This is a genomic window from Sphingomonas sp. Marseille-Q8236, from assembly GCF_965112005.1.
The window spans coordinates 2,313,994-2,335,236 of sequence record NZ_CBCOPO010000001.1 but is presented as its reverse complement, the minus strand read 5'-3'; the positions used below and the strand labels follow the sequence as shown (position 1 = coordinate 2,335,236).

The window sequence follows — 21,243 nt, the reverse complement described above, 5'->3', positions numbered from 1 at the left end:
CCCGATCAATTGCGCAGCGGCTTGCCGGTTTCGAGCATATGCTCGACCCGCGCCTGGGTCCGCGCATCCTTGACGCTTTCCATGAAGGCGGCGCGTTCCAGCTTGAGCAGCTGATCCTCGCTCACCTCGTCGATGATATCGGCTTCGCCACCGGTGACGATGGTCGCCAGGCGGCCCGCCACCACCACGTCATACGGCGTGGCGACGCCCTTCTTGGCGAAGTCGGCGACCGCACCGTTGAACGCGACCCGCCCCGCCGCACCCGGCAGGCGGAAGACCGGCTTTTCGGGCGGCTGATAGCCCTCGACCAGCGACAGCGCCTTCTGCTTGGCATCGGCCAGCAGGCGGTCGCGGTTCATGGTGATGCCATCGTCCTTGCGCAGATAGCCGAGGTCCTTGGCCAAAGCCGCCGAGCGCGACACCTGCGCGGTCGAGATGGTCTCGAACGCCTTCATGACGGCGGGCATGGGACCTTTCGGCATCTTGGGCGACTTGGCGAGGCGGTCGATCAGTTCGCCATTGCCGCCCCAGCCGGGGACCAGACCGACGCCGGTCTCGACCAGGCCGATATAGCTTTCCGCATGGGCCTGGATCGCATCAGCATGGAGCAGAATCTCGCACCCACCGCCCAGTGCCATGCCCGCAGGCGCGGCGACCACCGGGAAGGACGCGTATTTCAGCGCCTTATATGCCTGCTGCCCTGCGACGACCAGCTTATCGACTTCGCCCCAGGCCGCAATGTTCACCGCGAACATGGCGAGACCCAGGTTCGCACCAGCCGAGAAGTTGCTGCCCTCATTATAGATAACCAGCGCCTTATACTGGCTCTTCACCAGTGCGATGGTCTTTTGCAGGAGCGACAGCACCTGCTCGTCGAGCGCATTCATCTTGCCGGTGAACTCGAACGCCACGACACCGTCGCCGACATCCCAGGCCGCCGCCGAACCATTCTTGAGCAGCGGCTCGGAGCGCAGCTTGATATCCTCGAGCAGCAGCACGCCGTCGGCGCGCACGACATCGGCATAGTCGCCGCCGAGCGTCAGATATTGTCGCTTGCCATCGACCACGCGGTAGAAGGGGCGATCACCCGCCGTCTCCAGCAGAGCCGGGACCGGCTTGCCCTCGGCACGCAGCCGCTCGGCCAGCTTGCCCGGGCCCATCCGGTCGATCAGTTCAAACGGGCCGAACTTCCAATTATAGCCCAGCTTCATCGCGTCATCGATCGCGACCACATCGTCCGCCGCCTCGCCGACCAGCCCGGCGGCATAGGACAGGACCGGACCCAGGATCGCCCACGCATAGTCGCCGACCTTGCCCGGCGTCGCGACGAGCGCGGCCAAGTCCTTTTCGGCGCGACCGGGCAGACGCTCGGGCTTCTTCTCGGCGCGATATTCGCCGGTCTTCAGGTCGATCGCCTGCTTGGCCTTGGTGCCGTCGGGCTTGCGGTCGAGGCGGTAGAAGCCGCCCTTGCCCTTGCGGCCCGTAAAGCCCTCCGCGATCATCTTGTCGACCAGCGGCAGCGGACGGATCGTGTCGAAATAGGCATCGCCCTCTGGTAGGGTCGAGGACAACGACTTGGCGAGCAGCGGCATCAGGTCGATACCGACCAGATCGATCAGCCCGAAAATGCCGGTCTTGGGCACGCCCATCGGACGGCCACCGATCTGGTCGGCCTCTTCGACGGTCAGCCCCTGGTCCATCGCCGCATTGATCGCGACCGCCAGCCAATAGGTGCCGATGCGGTTGGCGATGAAGCCCGGCGTGTCCTTGGCGCGGACGATCCGCTTGCCCATGCGGTGATCGACGAACTGATCGACCTTCGCCGCAACACCGGCATCGGTGTGCTTGGAGGTCACGATCTCGATCAGCCGCATATAGCGCGGCGGGTTGAAGAAGTGGGTGATGAGGAAGTCGCGCTTGAATTGCTCCGACCGCCCCTCGACCAGATGGCCGAGCGGGATGGTCGAGGTGTTGGACGACACCGCCGTGCCGGGGCGTTTCAGCGTCTCCAGCTTGGCATAGAGCGACTGCTTGATGTCCAGCCGCTCGACCACCGCCTCGACGATCCAGTCGCACTCGGCGACCTTGTCGAGGTGATCCTCGATATTGCCCGTTTCCACCAGCTTGGCGGCGGCAGGCGACATGAAGGGCGCGGGCTCGGTCTTGAGCATTTTCGCGACCGCGCCCTTGGCCACGGCGTCGCGGTCGCCGCCGTCCTTGGGCACGATGTCGAGCAGCAGGACGGGCACACCGGCATTGGCGACCTGCGCCGCGATGCCAGCCCCCATCACGCCTGCGCCGATCACGCAAACCTTGTTGATCGTGTCAGCCATCATGCACGCTCCAGCACAGTCGCGATGCCCTGCCCGCCGCCGATGCATTGGGTGGCGAGCGCATACTGACCACCGTCGCGCGCCAGCAACGCCGCCGCCTTGCCGACAATACGCGCTCCGGTCGCGCCCAGCGGATGGCCGATCGCGATCGCGCCGCCGTCCTTGTTGATTGTCTCGTCCTTCAGGCCGAGGTCACGGATGCAGGCGATGGCCTGGCTGGCAAAGGCCTCGTTGATCTCGACCACGTCGAGGTCGCCCGCCGAGATGCCCGCGCGCTCCAGCGCCTTCTTCGACGAGCCGATCGGGCCCAGGCCCATCGTCTCGGGTTCGCAGCCTGAAATGCCGACCGACTTGATGCGGGCGAGGATCTTCAGGCCGTGGCGATTGGCGAACTCCTCCGACGTGACCAGCACGGCCGCCGCGCCATCGGTCAGCGGCGAAGCGGTGCCCGCCGTGACGGTGCCCTCCTTGTCGAAGGCGGGCTTCAGGCCGGACAGCACCTCTTCGGTCGTGTCGGGACGGATCAGGCCGTCCTCGGTCACGTCACCCGCCTTGGTATGGATCGGCACGATCTCATCGGCCAGGCGACCGGCGGCGCGCGCCTCGGCGGCCTTCTTCTGGCTGGCGACCGCGAACTTTTCCTGCTCGGCGCGGGTGATCTGGTACTTGGTCGCGACATTCTCGGCGGTCTGGCCCATGCCCATATACGCACCCGGCCGCGCGGCGGCGAGTTCGGGGTTGGGCAGCGGGTTATAGCCGCCCATCGGCACCCGGCTCATCGACTCGATGCCCGCACAGATGAACGCCTCGCCCGCGCCGATCTGGATCTGGCCCATGGCGATATGAATGGCCGACATGGACGATCCGCAGAAGCGATTGACCGTCATGCCACCGACCGACAGCGGCAGGTCCGCCAACAAGCCGATCAGCCGCGCGACGTTCATGCCCTGCTCGCCTTCGGGGAAAGCGCAGCCAAGGATCACGTCCTCAATCTCAGCGGCATCGACGCCCGTCCGCTCGATCAGGCCGCGAATCACCTGCGCGGTCAGATCGTCGGGCCGAACCCGTGCGAGCGCGCCCTTGCCAGCCTGGGTGAAGGGAGAGCGGGCATAGCCTGCGATCACGATGTTGGTCATCCAATCCTCTCTTTATGGGCTTGCGGCCTAACGTTAAGGTGCGTTACCTACCCTATACGTCAACACAATAAGCAACTCGACCACAATCGACAACCGGGTATGGTCGAAAAATGATATAGGAGAGCGACGCGATGATGACCGGAGCCATCGGGGGCGGAGCGAATGCGACATCTGGCATGGCCGTACCGGGGCAGGCGACCGGACGCCCGCTTCTGTCCGAGCCTCGGCTGTTGTCTGATATGTTCGAGACTACGGTACGGCGACACGGACATCGTCCGGCGATCGATTTCATGGGCCGGATCACGCGTTACAGTGAATTATCGGATATGGTGGACCGTGCCGCCGCCGGTTTGCAGGCGCTCGGGGTGAAGCCGGGAACGCGGGTCGCGCTTTGCCTGCCCAATATCGTCTATTACCCGGTGCTGTTCTTCGCGACGCTCAAGGTCGGTGGCATCGTCGTCAACGTCAATCCGCTCTATGTCGAGCGCGAGCTTTGCCATCTGCTGGAGGATTCGGGCGCGGAGATCATCGCGACCTGCGACATTCCCGACATCTACACGCGGGTGAGCCATGTTGCTGAAAAGCTGGGGCTGCGCCATGTCATATCCTGCCCCGTGGCCGATGCCCTGCCGAAGGTGAAGGGGCTGGCCTATCGGCTGCTGAAGCGGTCGATGATCGCCGCGCCCGGCCCCTCGCCCCGCCACCTGAGCTTTGCGCAGATGATGAAGCGCGGCAGCACGCTGACCCCGGTATCGGCCAAGCCCGACGATGTGGCGGTGCTGCAATATACCGGCGGCACGACCGGCAGCCCCAAGGCGGCGATGCTGTCGCATGCCAACCTGATCGCCAATGCCGACGCCATGGTCATCCATACCGGCGGCGAGGAGATGATCGGAGAGGAACGCATCCTCGGCGTCCTGCCCCTCTTCCACGTCTTCGCGCTGACCACGGTGCTCAGCTTCGCGATCCGGGTCGGCGCCGAGATGATCCTGCTTCCCCGGTTCGAACTGGATCAGGTGCTCAAGACCATCGCGCGCAGCCAGCCGACCTATTTTCCCGCCGTGCCCACCATCTACAACGCGATCGCCAGCGTGGCGGAGGCGCGCAAGGTAGACCTGTCCGCGATCAAGGCCTGCATCTCGGGTGGCGCGCCCCTACCCGCAGAAGTCCGCATCGCGTTCGAGAACACGACGGGCGGCAAGCTGGTCGAGGGCTATGGCCTGTCCGAGGCATCGCCGATCATCACCTGCAACCCGATCATCGGTGAAAACAAGGGCGGCTCGGCGGGCCTTCCGTTCCCCGGAACGATCATCGAAATCCGCGACCGCGACAATCCCGACCGGCTGATGCCGCCGGGCGAGGTGGGCGAGATCTGCGCGCGCGGGCCGCAGGTCATGTCCGGCTATTGGAACAAGCCGACCGAGAGCGCGCAGGTCTTCGTCGATGGCGCGCTGCGGACCGGCGATGTCGGCTATCTGGACGAGGACGGCTATTTGTTCATCGTCGACCGGATCAAGGACGTCATTCTGTGCGGCGGCTATAATGTCTATCCGCGCATGATCGAGGAGGCGCTGTACGAGCATCCGGCGGTCGCCGAGGCGGTGGTGATCGGCATTCCCGATGCCTATCGCGGCCAGTCACCCAAGGCCTTCGTCAAGCTGGCCCCCGATCATCACGCCACTCCTGCGGAACTGCGTGCCTTTTTACAGGACAAGGTCAGCAAGATCGAACTTCCCCGCGAGGTCGAAATCCGCGAAAGCCTGCCCAAGACCCTGATCGGCAAATTGTCGAAAAAGGAACTGGTTGAGGAAGAAATGGCGAAGGCGGCGGCTACGGCGGCGCGGCCTGTGGGGGAATAGACGGTGGGGGACAATGAGGAGCTGCGCGGCATTCAGGAAGTCGCGAACAGCTTGGGCGTCACGACACGGACGCTGCGTTTCTATGAAGATCGCGGGCTGATCGAACCGCGCCGCGTCGGCACCGCGCGCGTTTATTCCAAGCGCGAGACGGGGCGGATGCAGCTTATCCTGCGCGGCAAAAGATTGGGCTTCTCGCTGCGCGAGATCGAGGAATTCCTGCGGCTCTACGACGCCGATCCGCAGCATGTCGAACAGATGCGCGTACTGGCCGAACGCTGTCGCGAGCGGGTCGACGAACTTCGCCAGCAGATGACCGCGCTGGTCCAGACGGTCGATGAGTTGGAGACGATCGAGCGCGAGGCACGGGAACGGATCGCCAAGGCGGGGGCCTGACCGCGTCCTGTTCCTCCCCTGCAAGGGAAGGTGGCAGTCCGCAGGACTGACGGAGGGGTGTCACCATTGGCGGCGAGCCCCCTCCACCAGTTTCGCTGGTCCCCCTTCCCCTTGCAAGGGAGGGAAATGCCCGTCTTATGACTGCGGCGCGCGCCAGCCCAAGCCGAGCGCCTTTTGCAACGCCACATAGTCGTTGGTCAGCCCGGCCACCGCCTGCGACAGCGATTGTTCGGCCGCCACCCGCTGCCGCTCGGCATCCAGCGTATCGATCAGGGTCGCCGCCCCCGCCCGATAGCGCTGCTGCATCAGCACCGCCGAGCGATCCGCCGACGCCTTGGCCCGCGCCAGCGTGGCGACCGTGTTGCGCCGCGCGCGGAAGCGCGACAGCGAGTCTTCCGCATCGCGCAGCGCCGCCAGCACCGCGCCGCGATAGCGCGCCTCCGCCTCGTCGCGAGCGCCCTCGGCCTGGCCGACCCGCGCATTGGCACGCCCGAAGTTCAGCACGTTCCATTGCAGCATCGGCGCGCCCAGCGTCACCAGATTGTCGAGATCGGTCAGCGCGTCGAGCGAGGTGCCGCCGATGCCGATAATCCCCATCAGGTTAAGGCGAGGGAATTTCGCCGCTTCCGCCACGCCGATCTTCGCGGTCTGCGCCGCCAGATTGCGCTCGGCGGCACGGATGTCCGGGCGGCGTTGCAGCAGCGCGGTCGGGTCGCCCACCGCCACTTGCGCGGGCGGCAACGGAACCGGCGCGGCCTGGCCCAGCCGCTGGTCGAGCGTGCCCGGCGCCTCGCCGATCAGGATCGCGAGCGCGTTGAGATAGGTCTCGACCGAAGCCGAGAGCGGCAGAATCTGCGCATCGGTGCTCTCCACCTGGTTGCGCAACCGCTCGACCTCCAGTTGCGACGCGGTGCCATTGGTAAAGCGCTGCTCGGTCAGCTTCAGCGTATCGCGCTGCATCCGCGACGCCTCGCGCGCCAGGATCAACCGCTGCTGCGCGTCGCGAAGCCCGACATAAGCCTGTGCGACATCAGCGCTGAGCGACACCTGCGCGTCGGCGACATTGGCCTCCGCCGCCGCCGCACTCGCGCGCGCCGCCTCGACGGTACGACGCCGTCCGCCGAACAGGTCGATTTCCCAACTGGCGTCGAAGCCCAGGTTGAAGAAGTCGACGCTCTGCCCGCCCGAGCTTCCGCCACCGGAGCCGCCCTCGGCCCCGCCCTGCCCTTCGCCGGACTGGCTGCCTCCCAGGTTCAGGCCGGGCAGATCGGCGTGAAGATAGGTCGCGCTGGCATTGGCATTGGGGGCCTGGTTGGCGCGCTCCAACCGGAGCGAGGCACGCGCCTGCTTCAACCGCGCCTGCGCCACCGCGACATTGGGATTGGCCTCCAGCGCGCGGTCTTCCAGCCAGGTCAGCATGGGATCGTTCAGCGTCGTCCACCAATCCGCCACGGCCGGCGCGGCGGTCGCCACCGTCGCATCGGCGCGGGCGAAGCCGGCGGGCGGCGTCGCGGCCGATCCGATGGCCTTGGGGGGCCCGGCATAATTCGGGCCCACGGTGCAGGCCCCCAGCAAAAGGAGCGGGATGAGGGAAAGCTTCTTGGCCATCATGAGCCTCAGTGCATCGCCACGGGGCCGCCCTTGGGCAGCGGGCGGAGGAACAGAACGAGCGGCATCACCATCAGGATGCCGACGCACAGGATGAAGAACAGGTCGTTGTAGGTCATGACCAACGCCTGTTGCCGGATCGTATTCCCGATCATGCGCAGCGCGGCATCGGCGCTGCCGAACTGCTGGGTCAACGCGTCGACCCAGCCTTGGGTCGATCCCGAATTGGCCGCCAGCGATTCCTCCAGGCGACGTTCGTGCAGGAAGCTGCGCTGATCCTGCACCGTCGCGATCCCGGCAAGCGCGAAGGAGCCGCCCAGATTGCGCGCCGCGCTGAACAGACCGGCGGCATCGCCTGCCTGCGACGGCGGCACGGAGGAGATCGCAGCCTGATTCAGGAACAACATGCCCAGGATCGTGCCGACGCCACGCAACAGCTGCGAGTCGGTGAAGGAGCTGCCGGTCGAGTCCGCCGTCAGCACCGTGTCGATCCCGGCGCTCAGCGCCATGATGCCCAGCCCCAACCCCACTGCGATACGGATGTCGACCTTTTTGATCAGGATCGGGGTGAACGGCATCATGATCAGGCTCGGAATGCCGCTCAGCAGCACGACCTTGCCCGCCTGATAGGCGTTGTAGCCAGCGATCGAGGCCAAGAACTGCGGGATCACATAAGAGGTGCCGTAGAGCACCATGCCCAGCACGATGCCCATGATGACGACACTGCCGAACTGACGGTCGAGGAGCAACTTCAGGCGGATGACCGGACGCGAGGCGACGAATTGCCCGGCGAACAACAGGGCGAAGCCGAAGATCGACAATATCGTCAGCTCGATGATCTCGCGCGATTCGAACCATTGCTCGCGTTGCCCTTCCTCAAGGACGACGGTTAGGCCGCCCAGTCCCAGGGCCAGTCCGGCGATGCCCAGCCAGTCCGCCTTGGCCAGTTCGGACAAATGCGGCTTCTGGTGCGGCAGACCGACCAGCAAAAGCGTGACCAGGATCGCGCCCACCGGCAGGTTGAGGAAGAAGGCATAGTGCCAGCTGACATTCTCGGTCAGCCAGCCGCCGATCAACGGCCCCATGACGGGACCCAAAATCGCGGTGACGCCGAAAAAGGCGGTGCCGATCGGCTGCTGCTCGCGCGGCAGGCGGGTGGCGATGATGGTCAGCGCGGTCGGGATGAGCGCGCCGCCGGTGATCCCCTGCCCTGCGCGTCCGACGATCATCATCGTCAGGCTGGTCGACAGGCCGCACACCACCGAAAACGCGGTGAACAGGATCGAGGCGATCAGCAGGAAGGTCCGCAGACCGAGCAGCCGCTCCAGCCACGCCGATAGCGGGATGATGATGATCTCCGCGACCAGATACGAGGTCGCGATCCACGTCCCCTCGGTGCCGCTGGCGCCAATCTCGCCCTGGATGGTCGGCAGTGCCGAATTGACGATCGAGATGTCGAGCGTCGCCATCAGCGCGCCGATGCTGCCCGCCGCGACGGCCAGCCAGGCGGTCAGGTCGGCCTTGGCCGGCGGACCGCCCGCCTGGGCGGCCGATCCGGCCTTCCCGCCCTTGGGCGAGGCGGCGGCAGCGGCGCTCACCGGCCCCGCGCCCCCGCCTGGGCGTCGTTATGCTGGTCCTGTTGCTCGGCGATCCGCTTCAGTGTGCCCTTGGCGGAACGGGTGTCGACCGTCACCTCGACCGACATGCCCGGCACCATCAGCGCGCGGGTCTGCGTATCGGCATCGACCGCGATACGAACGGGCACGCGCTGGACGATCTTGGTGAAGTTGCCGGTCGCGTTCTGCGGCGGCAGCAACGAGAATTGCGCGCCCGTGCCGGGTGCGACGCTCTCGACATGGCCATGGATTTTGACACCGGGCAACGCATCGACCTCGATCTTCACCGGCTGGCCAGGGCGCATCAGGCCCAGCTGCGTTTCCTTAAAGTTGGCGTTGATATAGAGCTGGTTGACCGGCACGACCGACATGGTCCGGGTCCCCGCCTGGACGAACTGGCCGACGCGTACCGTCTTGTTGCCGACGCGGCCCGCAATCGACGAACGGATCAGGGTCGAGCCCAGATTGACCTCGGCGGCATCCAGTTGCGCCTGCGCGGCCTGACCCTGCGAGCGGGCCTGACGCACCTGTGCATTGAGCGTCCCCACGCGGCGCTGCGCGGCGGCAAGCGCGGCGGAGGCGCTCGCGACACGGGCATTGGCCTGGCGCGCCTGGTTCTGAAGCTGCGACAGACGCTCGCGGCTTTCCGCCCCCGACGCGGCAAGCGGGGTGTAGCGGGTCACCTCGGCTTGGGCGAAGGCTGCATCGCTCTGCGCGGCGCGGAGTTCAGCCTGGGCGCGGTCGATCGCGGCCTGTTGCTCGCGGATCTGCGCCTGGACGCCCTGCGCATTGGCCTGGGCGACGCCGATCTGCGCCTCGATCTGCGCGGTCTGGGCGCGATAGTCGCGGGTATCGATCTGGAGCAGGGGCTGGCCGACCTGAACATTCTGGTTCTCGGCCACGAACACCTTGTCGACATAGCCCGACACCTTGGGCGCGATCGTCACCGCATCGGCCTGGATGAAGGCGTCGTTCGTCGCCTGCATATATTGGCCGACGCTCTTGTAGTTTGCGTACCAAAACACGCCGCCGATCACCGCGACCGCCGCGACGACCAGCAGGATGATGCGAATCCGCCGCTTCTTGCCGGGCGAAACGGGGGTCTTGTCTTCCGCTTCGGCGGCATCCTGCTCGCCCGCGTCCTGCCCCTGCACTTGGTTAGCGTCGGCCATCCAGGCCTCCCTGTCGATGGAATCAATAGAACTTGATGGTGCATTTGCTCGCACTTGCACAATAAGGCAAGACCATTTATTGAGTTACCTCATAATATGCCTGATCTCGACGCCTTGGTCCTTCGCTACAGCCGTATCTATCTGCGGCTCCATCGCCTGCTCGACCGACGCATGGCCGCGCAGGGCGCGTCGCTGGCGCGGACCAAGATGCTGCATTTCATCGCCAACAATGCGCCGGTGCGCGCGGCGGATGTCGCGGAATGGTTCGCGCTGGCCCCGCGCACGGTGACCCAGGCGATCGACACGATGGAGCGCGACGGGCTGGTGGTACGTGTGGCCGATCCGATCGATCGGCGGGCCAAGCGGCTGGACATCACCGATCTGGGGCGACAGGTCATCCTCCAGACCGAGCCGTTGCGCCGCGAGCTGGTGGAGCAGGCCTTCTGCCTGTTGTCGCCGGAAGATACCGATCAGTTCGGGCGAATTCTCGACAAGCTTGAACAGGCGATCGAGACGCGGATCGAAGGCCCATCGGACGCCGCGACGGTGGTGACATAGCGCCCGCGCACCCGATGGGGTCAGCGAACTTCGCCGTAGAATCTCAGGGCCGCCGGGGCCGCGGCGGGTGTTTGCCCCATCGCCACCTGATACGCCGCCCGAACCGCCGCTCCCAGGCTGCCCGCTCGAAAGGGTTTGGCGATACAACCGATGACTAGCGGATGGCCGCCGCGATCGGGGCAATTGCCGCTCAGGAAGATGCAGGGAATGCCGCGATCGGCGAGCAGTTGCGCGGCGGTCAGTCCGCTATCGCCATCGGCCAGCTTTACATCGCACAACACCAGGTCGGGGCGATCCTGCTCGGCCAGCGCCATGGCGGCCGCCACCGTATCGGCGATCCCGATCACCCGGTGGCCGTGAAGCGTCAACGCATCCTCGACCAGCATCGCGACCAAAGCCTCATCCTCGATCACCAGGAGGTTCAGCGGCTCGTCGGACGATGGATCGTCACTGATGTGCGCGGCGGTGCCCATATTCGCCGCCGTCATGCGGCATGACCAAGATCAGGCACCCGTCATCCTCGTTCGTCAACGTCGCTCGCAGTTGATGGCACAGCCGGGACACCAGCCGATTTCGTTCGACCAGGTCCGTGGCATTCCCCCAACCGGACGCCTGAAACGAGATACGCAGCATTTCGTTCCCATCGGCGCCTTCGGTTTTCAGCACGATCCGGGGCAGCGCTGCCCCATCCTCCAGAAGCGCGTCGAGCAACAGCGCCGCCGCCACCGCCCGTTCGATAGGAACGGCCAGAGGCAGGGGGGCGTGGATGGTCCCCGCCGGAACGTCGCCCCGCAACTGGGTGATCACATCGCCGAACAAGGCGGGCAGATCGATCAGCCCCGGATCGGCGGTGGCATAAAGCGGACGATGCGCACTCGCCAACACCTGCAATCGCTCCGCCGCACGCGACAAAGCCGTCCGGGCAGCGGGGTCGGCGGCCGAGCGCACCTCGTGCGACACCAGCGCGATCGCGACCTGCAAAGCGTTGCGAACGCGGTGGTTCAGCTCCGCCAGCAGCCGGGCCTGCGTATCGATGCCATGGCGCAGCGCCTCCTCGATCCGCAACCGATGCTGCGCCAGCGCGGCATAATGGCACAGCAGCAGGAGCAGCCGCCGCTCCTCCTCGTCGAAAGGCCGCAGCGTACGCCGACCGAAACCCAGCGAGCCCAGCACCTCGTCGCCGTGCAGCAACGGCATGCTGATATACACCTCGATCCCCAGCGACCGGACGAAGCCGGTACAGGGATCGTCTTTGTGCTGAACGTCGGTCAGGTGCAGCGTCCGCCGTTCGCGCATCACCTGTCCGCACACCGAGTCCTCGACGTCGAGCAGCGCAGCCTGATGCCGTTCGGCGCGAGTCAGCCCGCCCGATGTTTCCAGCCGGGTCGCGTCGCCATCGCGGCGGAAATGGAAGAATATGTCGAGGCGAAGCTCGTCCCGGATCAGCGCGAACAGCGAATCGATCATCGCCGCCGGATCGTCGGCGGTCATCAGCCGCTCGGTCGCCGCCGTCACCAGCGCCAGATAGCGCCGCAGATCGGCGGAATCGGTGCCCGCCGTCGCGATCGCATCACCGGTCAGGGGCAGTTGCGGGGTCAATGGCGGGGCAAGAACCACTTACCCAAGATAGCGCTCTCGGCAGAAGCCTCCAAGGGGCTTCTCGCTGATATGGGGCAAGTCGAAAGCCTGGGTGGCGACCGGGAGCCAATGCCCCCGGTCGCCGCCCGTCTGGATCAGCGCGCCATGACCGCCGATTGATCGACTGGGACCACCGGCAGCCACACACGGCTGGCATTGGCGCCACCGCGCTCGATCGTGATCGTCGCCTTCTTGTAATCGCCGGCCTTCGCCGTGAAGATATTCGGCACGAAGGTCTGCGGATTGCGGTCGTAGAGCGGGAACAGACTGGACTGAACCTGGATCATGATCCGGTGCCCCGGCTGGAACACATGGTTCACGGTCGGCAGGCGGAACTTATACTCCTGCACCTTGCCCGCCGGGATCGCGCTCGGATTGGCGAAGCTGTTGCGATAGCGGCCCCGGAAGATGTCGAGACTGATCGGCAGTTCATAGCCGCCCATTTTCGGATCGATCGCATTTTCCGAGGGCAGGACATCAATGATCTTCACGACAAAATCGCCGTCGGTGCCGGTCGTCCGCGCGAAGAGGTCGGCGATGGGAGCCCCCGACACCCGCACCGCCTTGGTCAGCACCGGCGTGGTGTAGGTGACGACATCGGTGCGGCCATCGGCATGACGCTGATCGCTGACCAGCCAATCGCCCCAGCGCCCGTCGTTGAAATTTACCGGGCGCGACAGATGCGGCACCGGGTTGGCGGGATCGGAGACATAGGCGTCCGCCCCCACCCCCGGCTTTTCGAAGCTCAGCCCCTTGTCATCCGCGAGATAGATCGGGGTCAGCGGCGCGGCGCATCCCGACTGGCAGGCCAGCGGCCATTGCGACAGCCTGTCCCAGTGATTCTCGCCGGTGTTGTAGATCGCCGCGCTGGGCAAATTGGCCGCCGGGCCGTCCTTCAGATACTGGTTGAACAGCGGCAGGACCATATCCTCGCGGAATTGCTTGGCGGTGTCGCCATTCCACTGGAACGGACCCAGGCTGGTGCCGGTCCGGTTGATCTGGCTGTGCCGCCACGGCCCCATCACCAGGAAATTATTGCCCAGCTTGCCCTTGGCCTTCAGCGCCTCCCAGGAGGTGATGGCGCCGTACATATCCTCCTGATCCCACAGGCCCTGTTCCCAGATGGTCGGGACGTTGGAGGGATTGGCCGCCAGCAGCTTGTCGAGCGCCTGGCCCTGCCAGTAGAAATCATAGGACGGGTGCTGGACGATACGCTGCCAGAAGGGGAGCTGATCATATCCCGACTTCTTCGCCCAGTCGTTCGCCGAGCCGGTGCGGAAATTCTCGTAATCGTCGAAGCCGCCGCTCGGCGGTGCCTTGCCTTCGCCCTTGTAGCCCGTCTGCGAACCGATCCAGCCGATATTGGCGTAGCGGAACGCGCCGTAATGGAACCAGTCGTCGCCCATCCAGCCATCGATCATCGGGCTTTCGGGCGCGGCGACCTTCAGCGCCGGATGCGGATGGAGCAGCGCCATGACGACCGTGAAGCCTTCATAGGAGGACCCGATCATCCCGACCCGGCCATTGGATTCGGGCAGATTGGCCTTGTTCACCAGCCAGTCGATCGTGTCATAGGCGTCGGTGGTGTGATCGACCTTGGTGGCGTTCAGCGGACCCATCACGGGGCGGGTCACGACATAATCACCCTCCGATCCATATTTGCCGCGAATGTCCTGATAGACGCGGATATAGCCCGCCTTGGTGAATTCCTCGTCGGCCAGCGGCAGCGCTTCGATCATCCGCGTGCTGTCCGAACGCTTGGCGCGACCGGCGGCGTTATACGGCGTGCGGGTCAGCACGAACGGCGCATTCACCGCGCCCTTGGGCACGACGATGACGGTGTAGAGCTTGGTCCCGTCACGCATCGGGATCATCACTTCGCGCTTGTCGTAATCGCGCTCGGCTATGTCGGTCGGGGGCGTGAAATGGGCGGGAATGTCGCTGACCGTGGAGTCGGTCACGACCTTGACCGGCGTCGACGCCTCGGTGCGCTGCTGCGCGGCGGCGGGAGTCAGGATCGCAAGCGCGCTGGCGGCAAGCAGAAGGTTACGCAACGTCATGAAAACGGATCCCCTCATGGATCGGTTGATGGCCCATCGTGCCGCGATCGATGCGTCAGGGCAACTGGCCGAATTTAATCTTGTTACATTATATCATTGACGCCACAAGTGCCGGAGCCCCGGTCGCCCACATGACGCCATGCTTTCCTTTCGCGATCATGGCCCATAGAAAGGTCTGACAAAGGCGCGCCCAAGCCCTTCCCTTCGGAGAGGAAACAGCCGAGTGACCACATTGAAGCGACGCGGACCCGCCCATAGCGCCCTGGCGCGGGATATCGGTGTCGCCATCGTGACCGGACGAATTCCCACCGGATCGACCCTGCCCGGCGAGGTCGAGATTGCCGAACAGCGCGGCATGTCCCGCTCGGTGGTGCGGGAAGCGCTGCGCATGTTGTCTGCCAAGGGACTGGTGGTCAGCAAGCCCAAGGCGGGGACGCGGGTTCGCGAGCGGCTGGAATGGAATCTGCTCGACCCCGAACTGCTCGCCTGGATGTTCGAAGGGGAACCCCCTGCGGGCTTCGTTCAGAGCCTCTTCCAGCTGCGCCTGATCGTCGAGCCCGCCGCCGCCGAACTGGCCGCCGTGAAGCGCGACACCCGCCAATTGTCACGCATGGGCGCCGCACTGGAGGCGATGGGCGACCATGGCCTGCACACCGAACAGGGCCGCGCCGCCGACCAGCTTTTCCACAACATCATATTGGAGGCGACCGGCAACGAATTGCTGATCAGCCTGTCGGGAAGCATCGGCGCCGCCGTCCGCTGGACCACGCTCTACAAGCATCGCGGTACCCGCCTGCCCCGCGACTCCATGCCCGAGCATCGCCAGCTCTTCGCCGCCATCGCGGACTCGGACGCCGCCGCCGCGCGCGCGGCGACGATCGTGCTGGTCGATCAGGCGCGAGAGGATACGGAGCGCGCGCTGGCGCGGTAATCGGCAGGCGCGGGGATTGGCGGACCGGCAATTCCGCCACGACGCAGCCGTCCGTCACTCTTCTTCTTGCCCCGACTTTTTGCCAGGTCCGAATTCGGTTCGCAGGCCAAAGCCACCGCCCCGCTGAAACCCGAATGATACCCCCGGCGCCAGTTGGACGCGGAGGGGACGGGATAAGAGTCCATCGGGCGGCGGCGCCGGAATAGGGCGAAGCCGAAACTGCTCATTGTCCTTGCGCCCACACACGATGATCTCGCCGTCCGCAGCTTGGGGAGGACATTGGCGCGGGATCGTCACCACCGGGCCGGCGACCGGTGCTGCGCCGGGCACGGTTGCGATCTCGGCCTGTTGAACGTCGATCATGGGACCTCACGGCAAGCGCCGTCACAGTAGCCAGCGACGCCGGACTCTTCAATCCCGTGGCGGAGGCCGCGTACCAGGCTCATGCTCCACTTGCCCCAGATAGTCGCGGCGATACCCTTTCAGGGCATTATGCATGCAATCCGCGCTGGGACGCTCATTCGGCCCCGTATCTATCTCCGACGCAGGGATCAGATAATCCCCATAAGGAAGTTTGCCCGTGCGCGAATAATGGACGCCCAGCGACTTCACATGGCATTTCGCTGCCGCGCGGCTCAAGGCGCGATTGGTCAGCAGGGGTTTTTCCCTGGTCGTCGTGGCGCATCCCGCCAGGAGCAGGCACGCCGTCACCACCATCCGGCCCGTCACTTTCATAAGCCCCCCGATCAGTTCACCGCCTCGAACACGAACGCCGCGCCGACATAATCGCCCTTTAGCGGCGCGCGAAGCCCACGGTTCATCCAATAGGCGCCCGAAGCCCGCTCCGGCACCCCCGCAGGCCGGGCCGAGCCGTCAAGCATCTTGACCGTATAGACCCGCGCCGGGTCCAGCCCCTGCGCATGAGTCGCCGCCGGATTGTCGCGCCACATCGACGAATGCAGCATCTGGAACAGCACCGCCTGCCGCCGGTCGCGACCGACATACATGGTGGCCGCGGTGGCATTGTCGCCGGTCGGAGACTCCAGCCGATAGAGCGCCCCACGCTGCACCGTCTCGCGGATCGTCTTGTAGGCGGACACCCATTTGGCGGCGGTCGCGAAGTCGGTAGGGTTCCACTTATCGAGGTTCGCGCCGATCCCCAGCCCTCCCTGCATCGACGACAGGAAGCGATAGTCCAGGCTCGTCACGCGGGTATTCGCCCAATTGGGGCTGTCCGTCACCCATGCCATCATCACCGCCACGGGATAGGCGCGGGTGAAGCCATCCTGGATGGTCAGCCGGTCGGCGGGGTCGGTGTTATCCGATGGCCAGACCTCGTCGGTCAGCCCGATGATGCCCAGATCGACACGGCCGCCGCCGCCCGAACATGCCTCGATCTCCAGCTTCGGGTGCCGCCGCCGCAATTCGGACAGGATGTAATAAAGGTTGCGGACATATTCGACATAGACGCGCTGCTGGTCGGCGACCGGCTGTTCGGGCCAGCCCGCCTCGGTCCAGTTGCGGTTATAATCCCACTTCAGGAACGCGATGTCGTTCTCGCCGACCAGCTTGTCGAGCACGGCCAGGAGGTGGTCTCTGACATCCGCACGCGCGAGGTTGAGGACGAGTTGGTTGCGCCCCTCCGTCCGGGGGCGATCGGGGAAGTTCAGCACCCAGTCGGGATGCGCGCGGTAGAGATCGCTGTCGACATTGACCATCTCGGGCTCGACCCACAGGCCGAAGTCCATGCCCAGGCCCTTCACCCGATCGATCAGCGGCTTGAGGCCGTTGGGGAATTTGGTCGGGTTCACCGTCCAGTCGCCCAGCCCCGCCTTGTCGCTGTTGCGCGCGCCGAACCAGCCGTCATCGACCACGAACCGCTCGACGCCGATCTTCGCGGCCTTCTCCGCCAGGGCCATCTGCCCCGCCTCGGTCACGTCGAAGGCGGTCGCTTCCCAGCTATTGTAGAGGACCGGGCGCAGGCGCGCCTTGTCCCCATGCGGCAGGATATGCGCAACCTCGAATCGGTGGAAGGTCCGCGACGCGCCGCCCAGCCCCTTGTCCGAATAGCCCGCATAGAAGACCGGCGTGTCAAGCGTCTCGCCCGGCTTCAACGTCCAGGAAAAGTCATAGGGGTTGTACCCGCCCGCGATCCGCACCCGGCCTAGATTGTCCGACGCCACGCTGATCCGGAACGACCCCGACCAGGCGAGTGCGCCATACCAGACCGGGCCATCGACCTCGCTGGTCAGCCCTTCGCGCCCGATCGCGAACCAGGGATTGTTGCCATGGCCGGTCGAGCCGCGACGGCTTTCCAGCACGGTCGCCGCCGCCTCGACGGGCACGGTCTTCTGCGTCCACTCCGCGGCGTGGCGCCCGGTCAGATAATGGAGCCGGTAGTCATCCCCAACCGGCAGCGACAGGACGGCCGCCGCCAATTGATCGACCTCCACCGGCCTGGCATCGCCGTTGCGCACCTTGGCCGAGCGCGCGACGATGCCGGTCTCGGGATCGATGCTATAGGTCAGGGTGACGAACAGGGGCCGACGAATATCCGCCAGTTCGACGGTCAGCGTCTCGCCGCTGGTCTTGTGGCTGCGATACTTTAAAACGAGGTCGCGATTGCCATCGGCGAACAGCGCCTTGACGCCCGGCTCGCTGACCAGCCCCTCCCCCTGCCCCGGATATTCCTGAAGCGTCACCGAACCGGCGGGGTCGAAGCCCGACAATTCGCCCGGCGCCTTCAGCACGATGGGATCGCCTGTCTTGACCGGATCCCCCGACACCAGTGGATCCCCATCCGCCAGCGATGCACCCCAATATAGCGGCTGGAGATAGCCCTTCTCGTCCACCCCCATGGCATAGGTCACCCCGCCGCCATCGAGGCGAAAGACCCTGGCGCCAGCAGGAGCCGTCACCTTCGCGGAAACCGGGGCTGCGAGCGCCACCAAACCCACGCCCGCCAGAATCGCATTGCGCCAGCGCATCAGACCTCTCCTGCAAACCTTTGCATTAAGTCTGACATAGCGATGCCCCGCCACGCAAGTGCTTGTTTGGAAACGTCAGGCGCTGGTTACCGGCCAGAGTGTCTTGAGCGGGCGGCCGGGGTCGGCCAGCGCCTCGACCGGCACGATCGCTCCGTCCGCGACCAGTGCCTTGCCCTGGACGAAGTCGCGCATGGCATTGACGCAATCCAGCGCGATCACCCGGCCTTGTCGCAGATAGACGACCGAGAAGCTGCAGGTCGCCGGATCGCCGCGCAATATCGCCTGGTCATGGCCCGCGGAGAGGCCCACCGTCTGCAATTTCAGGTCATATTGGTTCGACCAGAACCAGGGCACCGCATGATAGGCGACGTCCTTGCCCATCAGCGTCCGCGCGGCGATCGTCGCCTGGTCATGGGCGTTCTGCACCGACTCCAGCCGGATCACCGCGCCATCGGCGAAGTCATTGGCATGGGCCGCGCAATCGCCGATCGCAAAGACATGCGGCAGGCTGGTCCGACCCTGCGCATCGACGGTCACCCCATTCTGCCCGGTCGCTCCCGCCGCAACCAGCGGCTCGACCGAGGGGATGATGCCTATCCCGACGATCGCCATCTGCGCGGGCAGGACAGATCCGTCCGCCAACCGAACCCCGGTGACCGCGCCCTCCCCCTCGATGCAGGCTACGCTCTCGTTCAGCCGGACAGTCACCCCATGCGCACGATGCTCCGCCTCGTAGAAGCGCGACAGCGCCTCGCCCGCGACACGCGCCAGCACACGCGACTGCGCCTCGACGATCGTCACCGCCTTGCCGAACTTGGTCAGCACGGCCGCAGCCTCCAACCCGATATAGCCGCCGCCGATCACCACCACGTCGCGCACATCGGGCAATTCGGCGATCAGGCGATCGACATCGGCACGGGTCCGCACGCCATGCACGCCCTTCAGGTCATGGCCATCGCAGGAAAGCCGCCGAGCATGACCGCCAGCCGCCCAGATCAATGTGCCATATTCGATCGCGGCCCCCGCCTCGGTAGTCAGCAGCCGCGCTTCGGCATCAACCGCGACGATGCGTTCGCCGAGCCGTAGCACGACGTCGCGTTCCTCCCAGAAGCGCTCCGGACGGATCAGGATGCGCTCGAACGGCTTGTCCCCGGCCAGATATTCCTTGGACAATGGCGGGCGCTCATAGGGCGGATGACGTTCCTCCCCGATCATGGCGATCGTACCGTCAAAGCCCTCCTGGCGCAGGGCGATGGCGGCCTGTGCACCCGCATGGCCGGTGCCGATGATGACGATGTCGTAGGATGAGGTGAGGCTGTCGATCATCTGCACAACCTAGGATGGAAAGCCGCCTTCTGCCAATCACCATGACAAAGCGTTGCAAGCGCGAAACAGCGTCTTCAATCGGGCCCGCGTTGCCGCTAGGGAAAGGGCAAACCCTCAGGAGACACCATGAGCAAGCTGCACCTCGTGTTCGGCGGCCGCGTCAGCGACCCGCAGACCCTCGATTTCGTCGATCCCGCCGCGCTGGAAGTGGTCGGCGTCTTTCCCGACTATGCCAGCGCCGAAAAGGCCTGGCGCGCCGCCGCCCAGCGGACGGTCGACGATGCGGAGATGAAGTTCGTGGTGGTGCATCTGCACCGCCTGCTGGAGCCTTCGCTGGGTTGATGTCGCAACTGGGGCGAGGTCGGGGGCATGGCCTTCGACTTCGCTCAGGCTGAACCGGGTTGGGATAGCGTTCCACCCTTTGCTCGCCCCTGTCCTACATTCCGTTCGCCATCAGCAAAGTCGAAGTGCAGGGGTAGCCGACCCGCCTCAGGCGTTACGATAGTGCCACAAGAGCAGTGGCTTGGCGAAGACCAGTCCGGCGATGAATCCGCCGATATGCGCCGCCACCGCGATCGCGCCCATCCCCATGCCGGCATAGCCGATCAGCAACTGGATGCCGATCCATCCCGCCGCCAGCCACAGCACATGGGTCGCCTCGGCGGACAGTCCCGCCACGCCCTTCGCCGCGCGACGCCGTCCATAGAGAAGAGCATAGGCTCCCACGATCGCCGAAATCGCACCGCTCGCGCCGATCATCGGCATAGGCGAGCCGGGATCGGGAAAATATTGCGCGATCGCTGCCGCATAGGCCCCGACGACATAGAGCACCGCGATCCCGCGCGCCCCGATCGCGCGTTCGGTCTGCGCGCCGCAATAGACCAGCATGATCAGGTTGAATGCGATATGCGCCAGGCCGCCATGGACCAGGGTCGCGGTCAACGGGGTCAGCACGGTCGGTACCGCAAAACCGAAATCGGGGGGCAAAGCTGCCCCCTCGAAGCGCAACGGAATGAAACCCGCCGCAACCGCCGCTTCAGGCACCATAGCGCCCGCGATCAGGATCAGCGACACGATCGCCGTGACGGCCGCAATGGCCGTCGTCGCCCGTGCCGCTGCCCAATCCATGGGATCAGATGAATTCGATCTTGTTGACGACGTAATAACGGTCGCCCGACGGCACCGTCACCTCGACCTCTTCGTCCAGCTTGCGCCCGATGAGCGCGCGGCCCAGCGGAGAATTATAGCTGATCCGGCCGGTCTTGGCGTCCGCCTCGGTCTGGCCGACGATCTGATACTTGACCGGCTTGTCGTCCTCGTCGAGCAGCGTGACGGTCGCGCCGAACACGATCTTGTCACCCGACAAGTCCTTCGGGTCGATGATCTGCGCACGGCTCAGCTTGTCCTCGATATCGGCGATCGATGCCTCGATCTGGCCCTGACGCTCCTTGGCCGCGTGATACTCGGCGTTTTCGGAGAGGTCGCCATGCGCGCGCGCTTCCTCGATCGCGTCGACGATCTGCGGCCGTTCCTCTTTCAGACGCCGCAGGTCCTGGGTGAGCTTGTCATAGCCCTCCTGGAGCATCGGCATCTTTTCGACGGTCGCCATAATCCTTGTCCCCAATT

At 65.4% G+C, this 21,243-nt stretch carries 19 protein-coding genes; 5 read left to right on the top strand and 14 right to left on the bottom strand.

All coding sequences use genetic code 11. The features are described 5' to 3' along the window. Nucleotides 1–5: 5 nt before the first annotated feature. Nucleotides 6–2,333: a 3-hydroxyacyl-CoA dehydrogenase NAD-binding domain-containing protein gene (locus ACWPWT_RS11240; RefSeq protein WP_454279686.1), complete on the bottom strand. Its 2,328-nt coding sequence runs from the start codon at nucleotides 2,331–2,333 to the stop codon at nucleotides 6–8. Next, nucleotides 2,333–3,469, bottom strand: a complete 1,137-nt coding sequence (locus ACWPWT_RS11235; RefSeq protein WP_454279685.1) for a thiolase family protein — start codon at nucleotides 3,467–3,469, stop codon at nucleotides 2,333–2,335. Before ACWPWT_RS11235 ends, ACWPWT_RS11240 begins: the two co-directional genes overlap by 1 nt. Nucleotides 3,470–3,603: 134 nt before the next feature. Here ACWPWT_RS11235 and ACWPWT_RS11230 point away from each other — a divergent pair, with 134 nt between their 5' ends. Both ACWPWT_RS11230 and ACWPWT_RS11225 read left to right on the top strand, forming a co-directional pair. After that, nucleotides 3,604–5,328 carry a long-chain-fatty-acid--CoA ligase gene (locus tag ACWPWT_RS11230; RefSeq protein ID WP_454279922.1) on the top strand — a complete coding sequence of 575 codons (1,725 nt, stop codon included), beginning with the start codon at nucleotides 3,604–3,606 and terminating at the stop codon, nucleotides 5,326–5,328. Between the two features lie 3 nt (nucleotides 5,329–5,331). Beyond that, the gene (locus ACWPWT_RS11225) at nucleotides 5,332–5,721 is read left to right on the top strand and encodes a MerR family transcriptional regulator (RefSeq protein ID WP_261270919.1); all 390 of its coding nucleotides are present in this window, start codon (nucleotides 5,332–5,334) and stop codon (nucleotides 5,719–5,721) included. A 135-nt stretch (nucleotides 5,722–5,856) separates the two neighbouring features. Here the strand turns inward: ACWPWT_RS11225 and ACWPWT_RS11220 are convergent, their stop codons facing one another. From ACWPWT_RS11220 to ACWPWT_RS11210, 3 genes are read right to left on the bottom strand one after another with little or no spacing between them, the layout of a single operon-like run. Continuing rightward, nucleotides 5,857–7,329 (bottom strand): efflux transporter outer membrane subunit, encoded by a 1,473-nt coding sequence (locus tag ACWPWT_RS11220; RefSeq protein WP_454279684.1) that lies wholly within the window; start codon nucleotides 7,327–7,329, stop codon nucleotides 5,857–5,859. 8 nt (nucleotides 7,330–7,337) lie between these two features. Then, a complete protein-coding gene (locus tag ACWPWT_RS11215) occupies nucleotides 7,338–8,927 on the bottom strand; it encodes an MDR family MFS transporter (RefSeq protein ID WP_405051387.1) in 1,590 nt (529 codons plus the stop codon). After that, a complete protein-coding gene (locus ACWPWT_RS11210) occupies nucleotides 8,924–10,117 on the bottom strand; it encodes an HlyD family secretion protein (protein WP_454279683.1) in 1,194 nt (397 codons plus the stop codon). The genes ACWPWT_RS11215 and ACWPWT_RS11210 overlap by 4 nt, the downstream gene beginning before the upstream one ends. 96 nt (nucleotides 10,118–10,213) lie before the next feature. Between ACWPWT_RS11210 and ACWPWT_RS11205 the strand changes: the two genes are divergently transcribed. Further along, a complete protein-coding gene (locus tag ACWPWT_RS11205; protein ID WP_454279682.1) occupies nucleotides 10,214–10,675 on the top strand; it encodes a MarR family winged helix-turn-helix transcriptional regulator in 462 nt (153 codons plus the stop codon). Nucleotides 10,676–10,695: 20 nt separating this feature from the next. On the opposite strand, the gene ACWPWT_RS11200 is transcribed toward ACWPWT_RS11205, so the two are convergent. The 3 genes from ACWPWT_RS11200 to ACWPWT_RS11190 all read right to left on the bottom strand — a co-directional run bounded on the left by ACWPWT_RS11200 (nucleotide 10,696) and on the right by ACWPWT_RS11190 (nucleotide 14,373). Then, nucleotides 10,696–11,163: a response regulator gene (locus ACWPWT_RS11200; protein ID WP_454279681.1), complete on the bottom strand. Its 468-nt coding sequence runs from the start codon at nucleotides 11,161–11,163 to the stop codon at nucleotides 10,696–10,698. After that, nucleotides 11,123–12,292: a GAF domain-containing protein gene (locus tag ACWPWT_RS11195; RefSeq protein WP_454279680.1), complete on the bottom strand. Its 1,170-nt coding sequence runs from the start codon at nucleotides 12,290–12,292 to the stop codon at nucleotides 11,123–11,125. The genes ACWPWT_RS11200 and ACWPWT_RS11195 overlap by 41 nt, the downstream gene beginning before the upstream one ends. 116 nt (nucleotides 12,293–12,408) lie before the next feature. Beyond that, nucleotides 12,409–14,373 carry a CocE/NonD family hydrolase gene (locus tag ACWPWT_RS11190; protein WP_454279679.1) on the bottom strand — a complete coding sequence of 655 codons (1,965 nt, stop codon included), beginning with the start codon at nucleotides 14,371–14,373 and terminating at the stop codon, nucleotides 12,409–12,411. Between the two features lie 223 nt (nucleotides 14,374–14,596). Between ACWPWT_RS11190 and ACWPWT_RS11185 the strand changes: the two genes are divergently transcribed. Continuing rightward, complete coding sequence (locus ACWPWT_RS11185; RefSeq protein WP_261270912.1) at nucleotides 14,597–15,304, top strand: FadR/GntR family transcriptional regulator; 708 nt, start codon at nucleotides 14,597–14,599, stop codon at nucleotides 15,302–15,304. 54 nt (nucleotides 15,305–15,358) lie between these two features. Here the strand turns inward: ACWPWT_RS11185 and ACWPWT_RS11180 are convergent, their stop codons facing one another. The 4 genes from ACWPWT_RS11180 to ACWPWT_RS11165 all read right to left on the bottom strand — a co-directional run bounded on the left by ACWPWT_RS11180 (nucleotide 15,359) and on the right by ACWPWT_RS11165 (nucleotide 19,617). Continuing rightward, nucleotides 15,359–15,667 (bottom strand): hypothetical protein, encoded by a 309-nt coding sequence (locus tag ACWPWT_RS11180; RefSeq protein WP_454279678.1) that lies wholly within the window; start codon nucleotides 15,665–15,667, stop codon nucleotides 15,359–15,361. 48 nt (nucleotides 15,668–15,715) lie between these two features. Next, on the bottom strand, nucleotides 15,716–16,039 hold the full coding sequence (locus ACWPWT_RS11175) for a hypothetical protein (protein WP_454279677.1): 324 nt from the start codon (nucleotides 16,037–16,039) through the stop codon (nucleotides 15,716–15,718). Between the two features lie 11 nt (nucleotides 16,040–16,050). Next, a complete protein-coding gene (locus ACWPWT_RS11170; protein WP_454279676.1) occupies nucleotides 16,051–18,291 on the bottom strand; it encodes an alpha-galactosidase in 2,241 nt (746 codons plus the stop codon). Nucleotides 18,292–18,366: 75 nt separating this feature from the next. After that, complete coding sequence (locus ACWPWT_RS11165; protein WP_454279675.1) at nucleotides 18,367–19,617, bottom strand: NAD(P)/FAD-dependent oxidoreductase; 1,251 nt, start codon at nucleotides 19,615–19,617, stop codon at nucleotides 18,367–18,369. A gap of 126 nt (nucleotides 19,618–19,743) precedes the next feature. Here ACWPWT_RS11165 and ACWPWT_RS11160 point away from each other — a divergent pair, with 126 nt between their 5' ends. Beyond that, on the top strand, nucleotides 19,744–19,959 hold the full coding sequence (locus ACWPWT_RS11160) for a DUF4170 domain-containing protein (protein WP_261270907.1): 216 nt from the start codon (nucleotides 19,744–19,746) through the stop codon (nucleotides 19,957–19,959). Between the two features lie 147 nt (nucleotides 19,960–20,106). On the opposite strand, the gene ACWPWT_RS11155 is transcribed toward ACWPWT_RS11160, so the two are convergent. Together ACWPWT_RS11155 and greA are read right to left on the bottom strand one after the other, a co-directional pair. After that, nucleotides 20,107–20,745 carry a rhomboid family intramembrane serine protease gene (locus ACWPWT_RS11155; protein ID WP_454279674.1) on the bottom strand — a complete coding sequence of 213 codons (639 nt, stop codon included), beginning with the start codon at nucleotides 20,743–20,745 and terminating at the stop codon, nucleotides 20,107–20,109. 4 nt (nucleotides 20,746–20,749) lie between these two features. Then, complete coding sequence (greA, locus tag ACWPWT_RS11150; RefSeq protein WP_261270905.1) at nucleotides 20,750–21,226, bottom strand: transcription elongation factor GreA; 477 nt, start codon at nucleotides 21,224–21,226, stop codon at nucleotides 20,750–20,752. Between the last annotated feature and the right edge of the window lie 17 nt (nucleotides 21,227–21,243).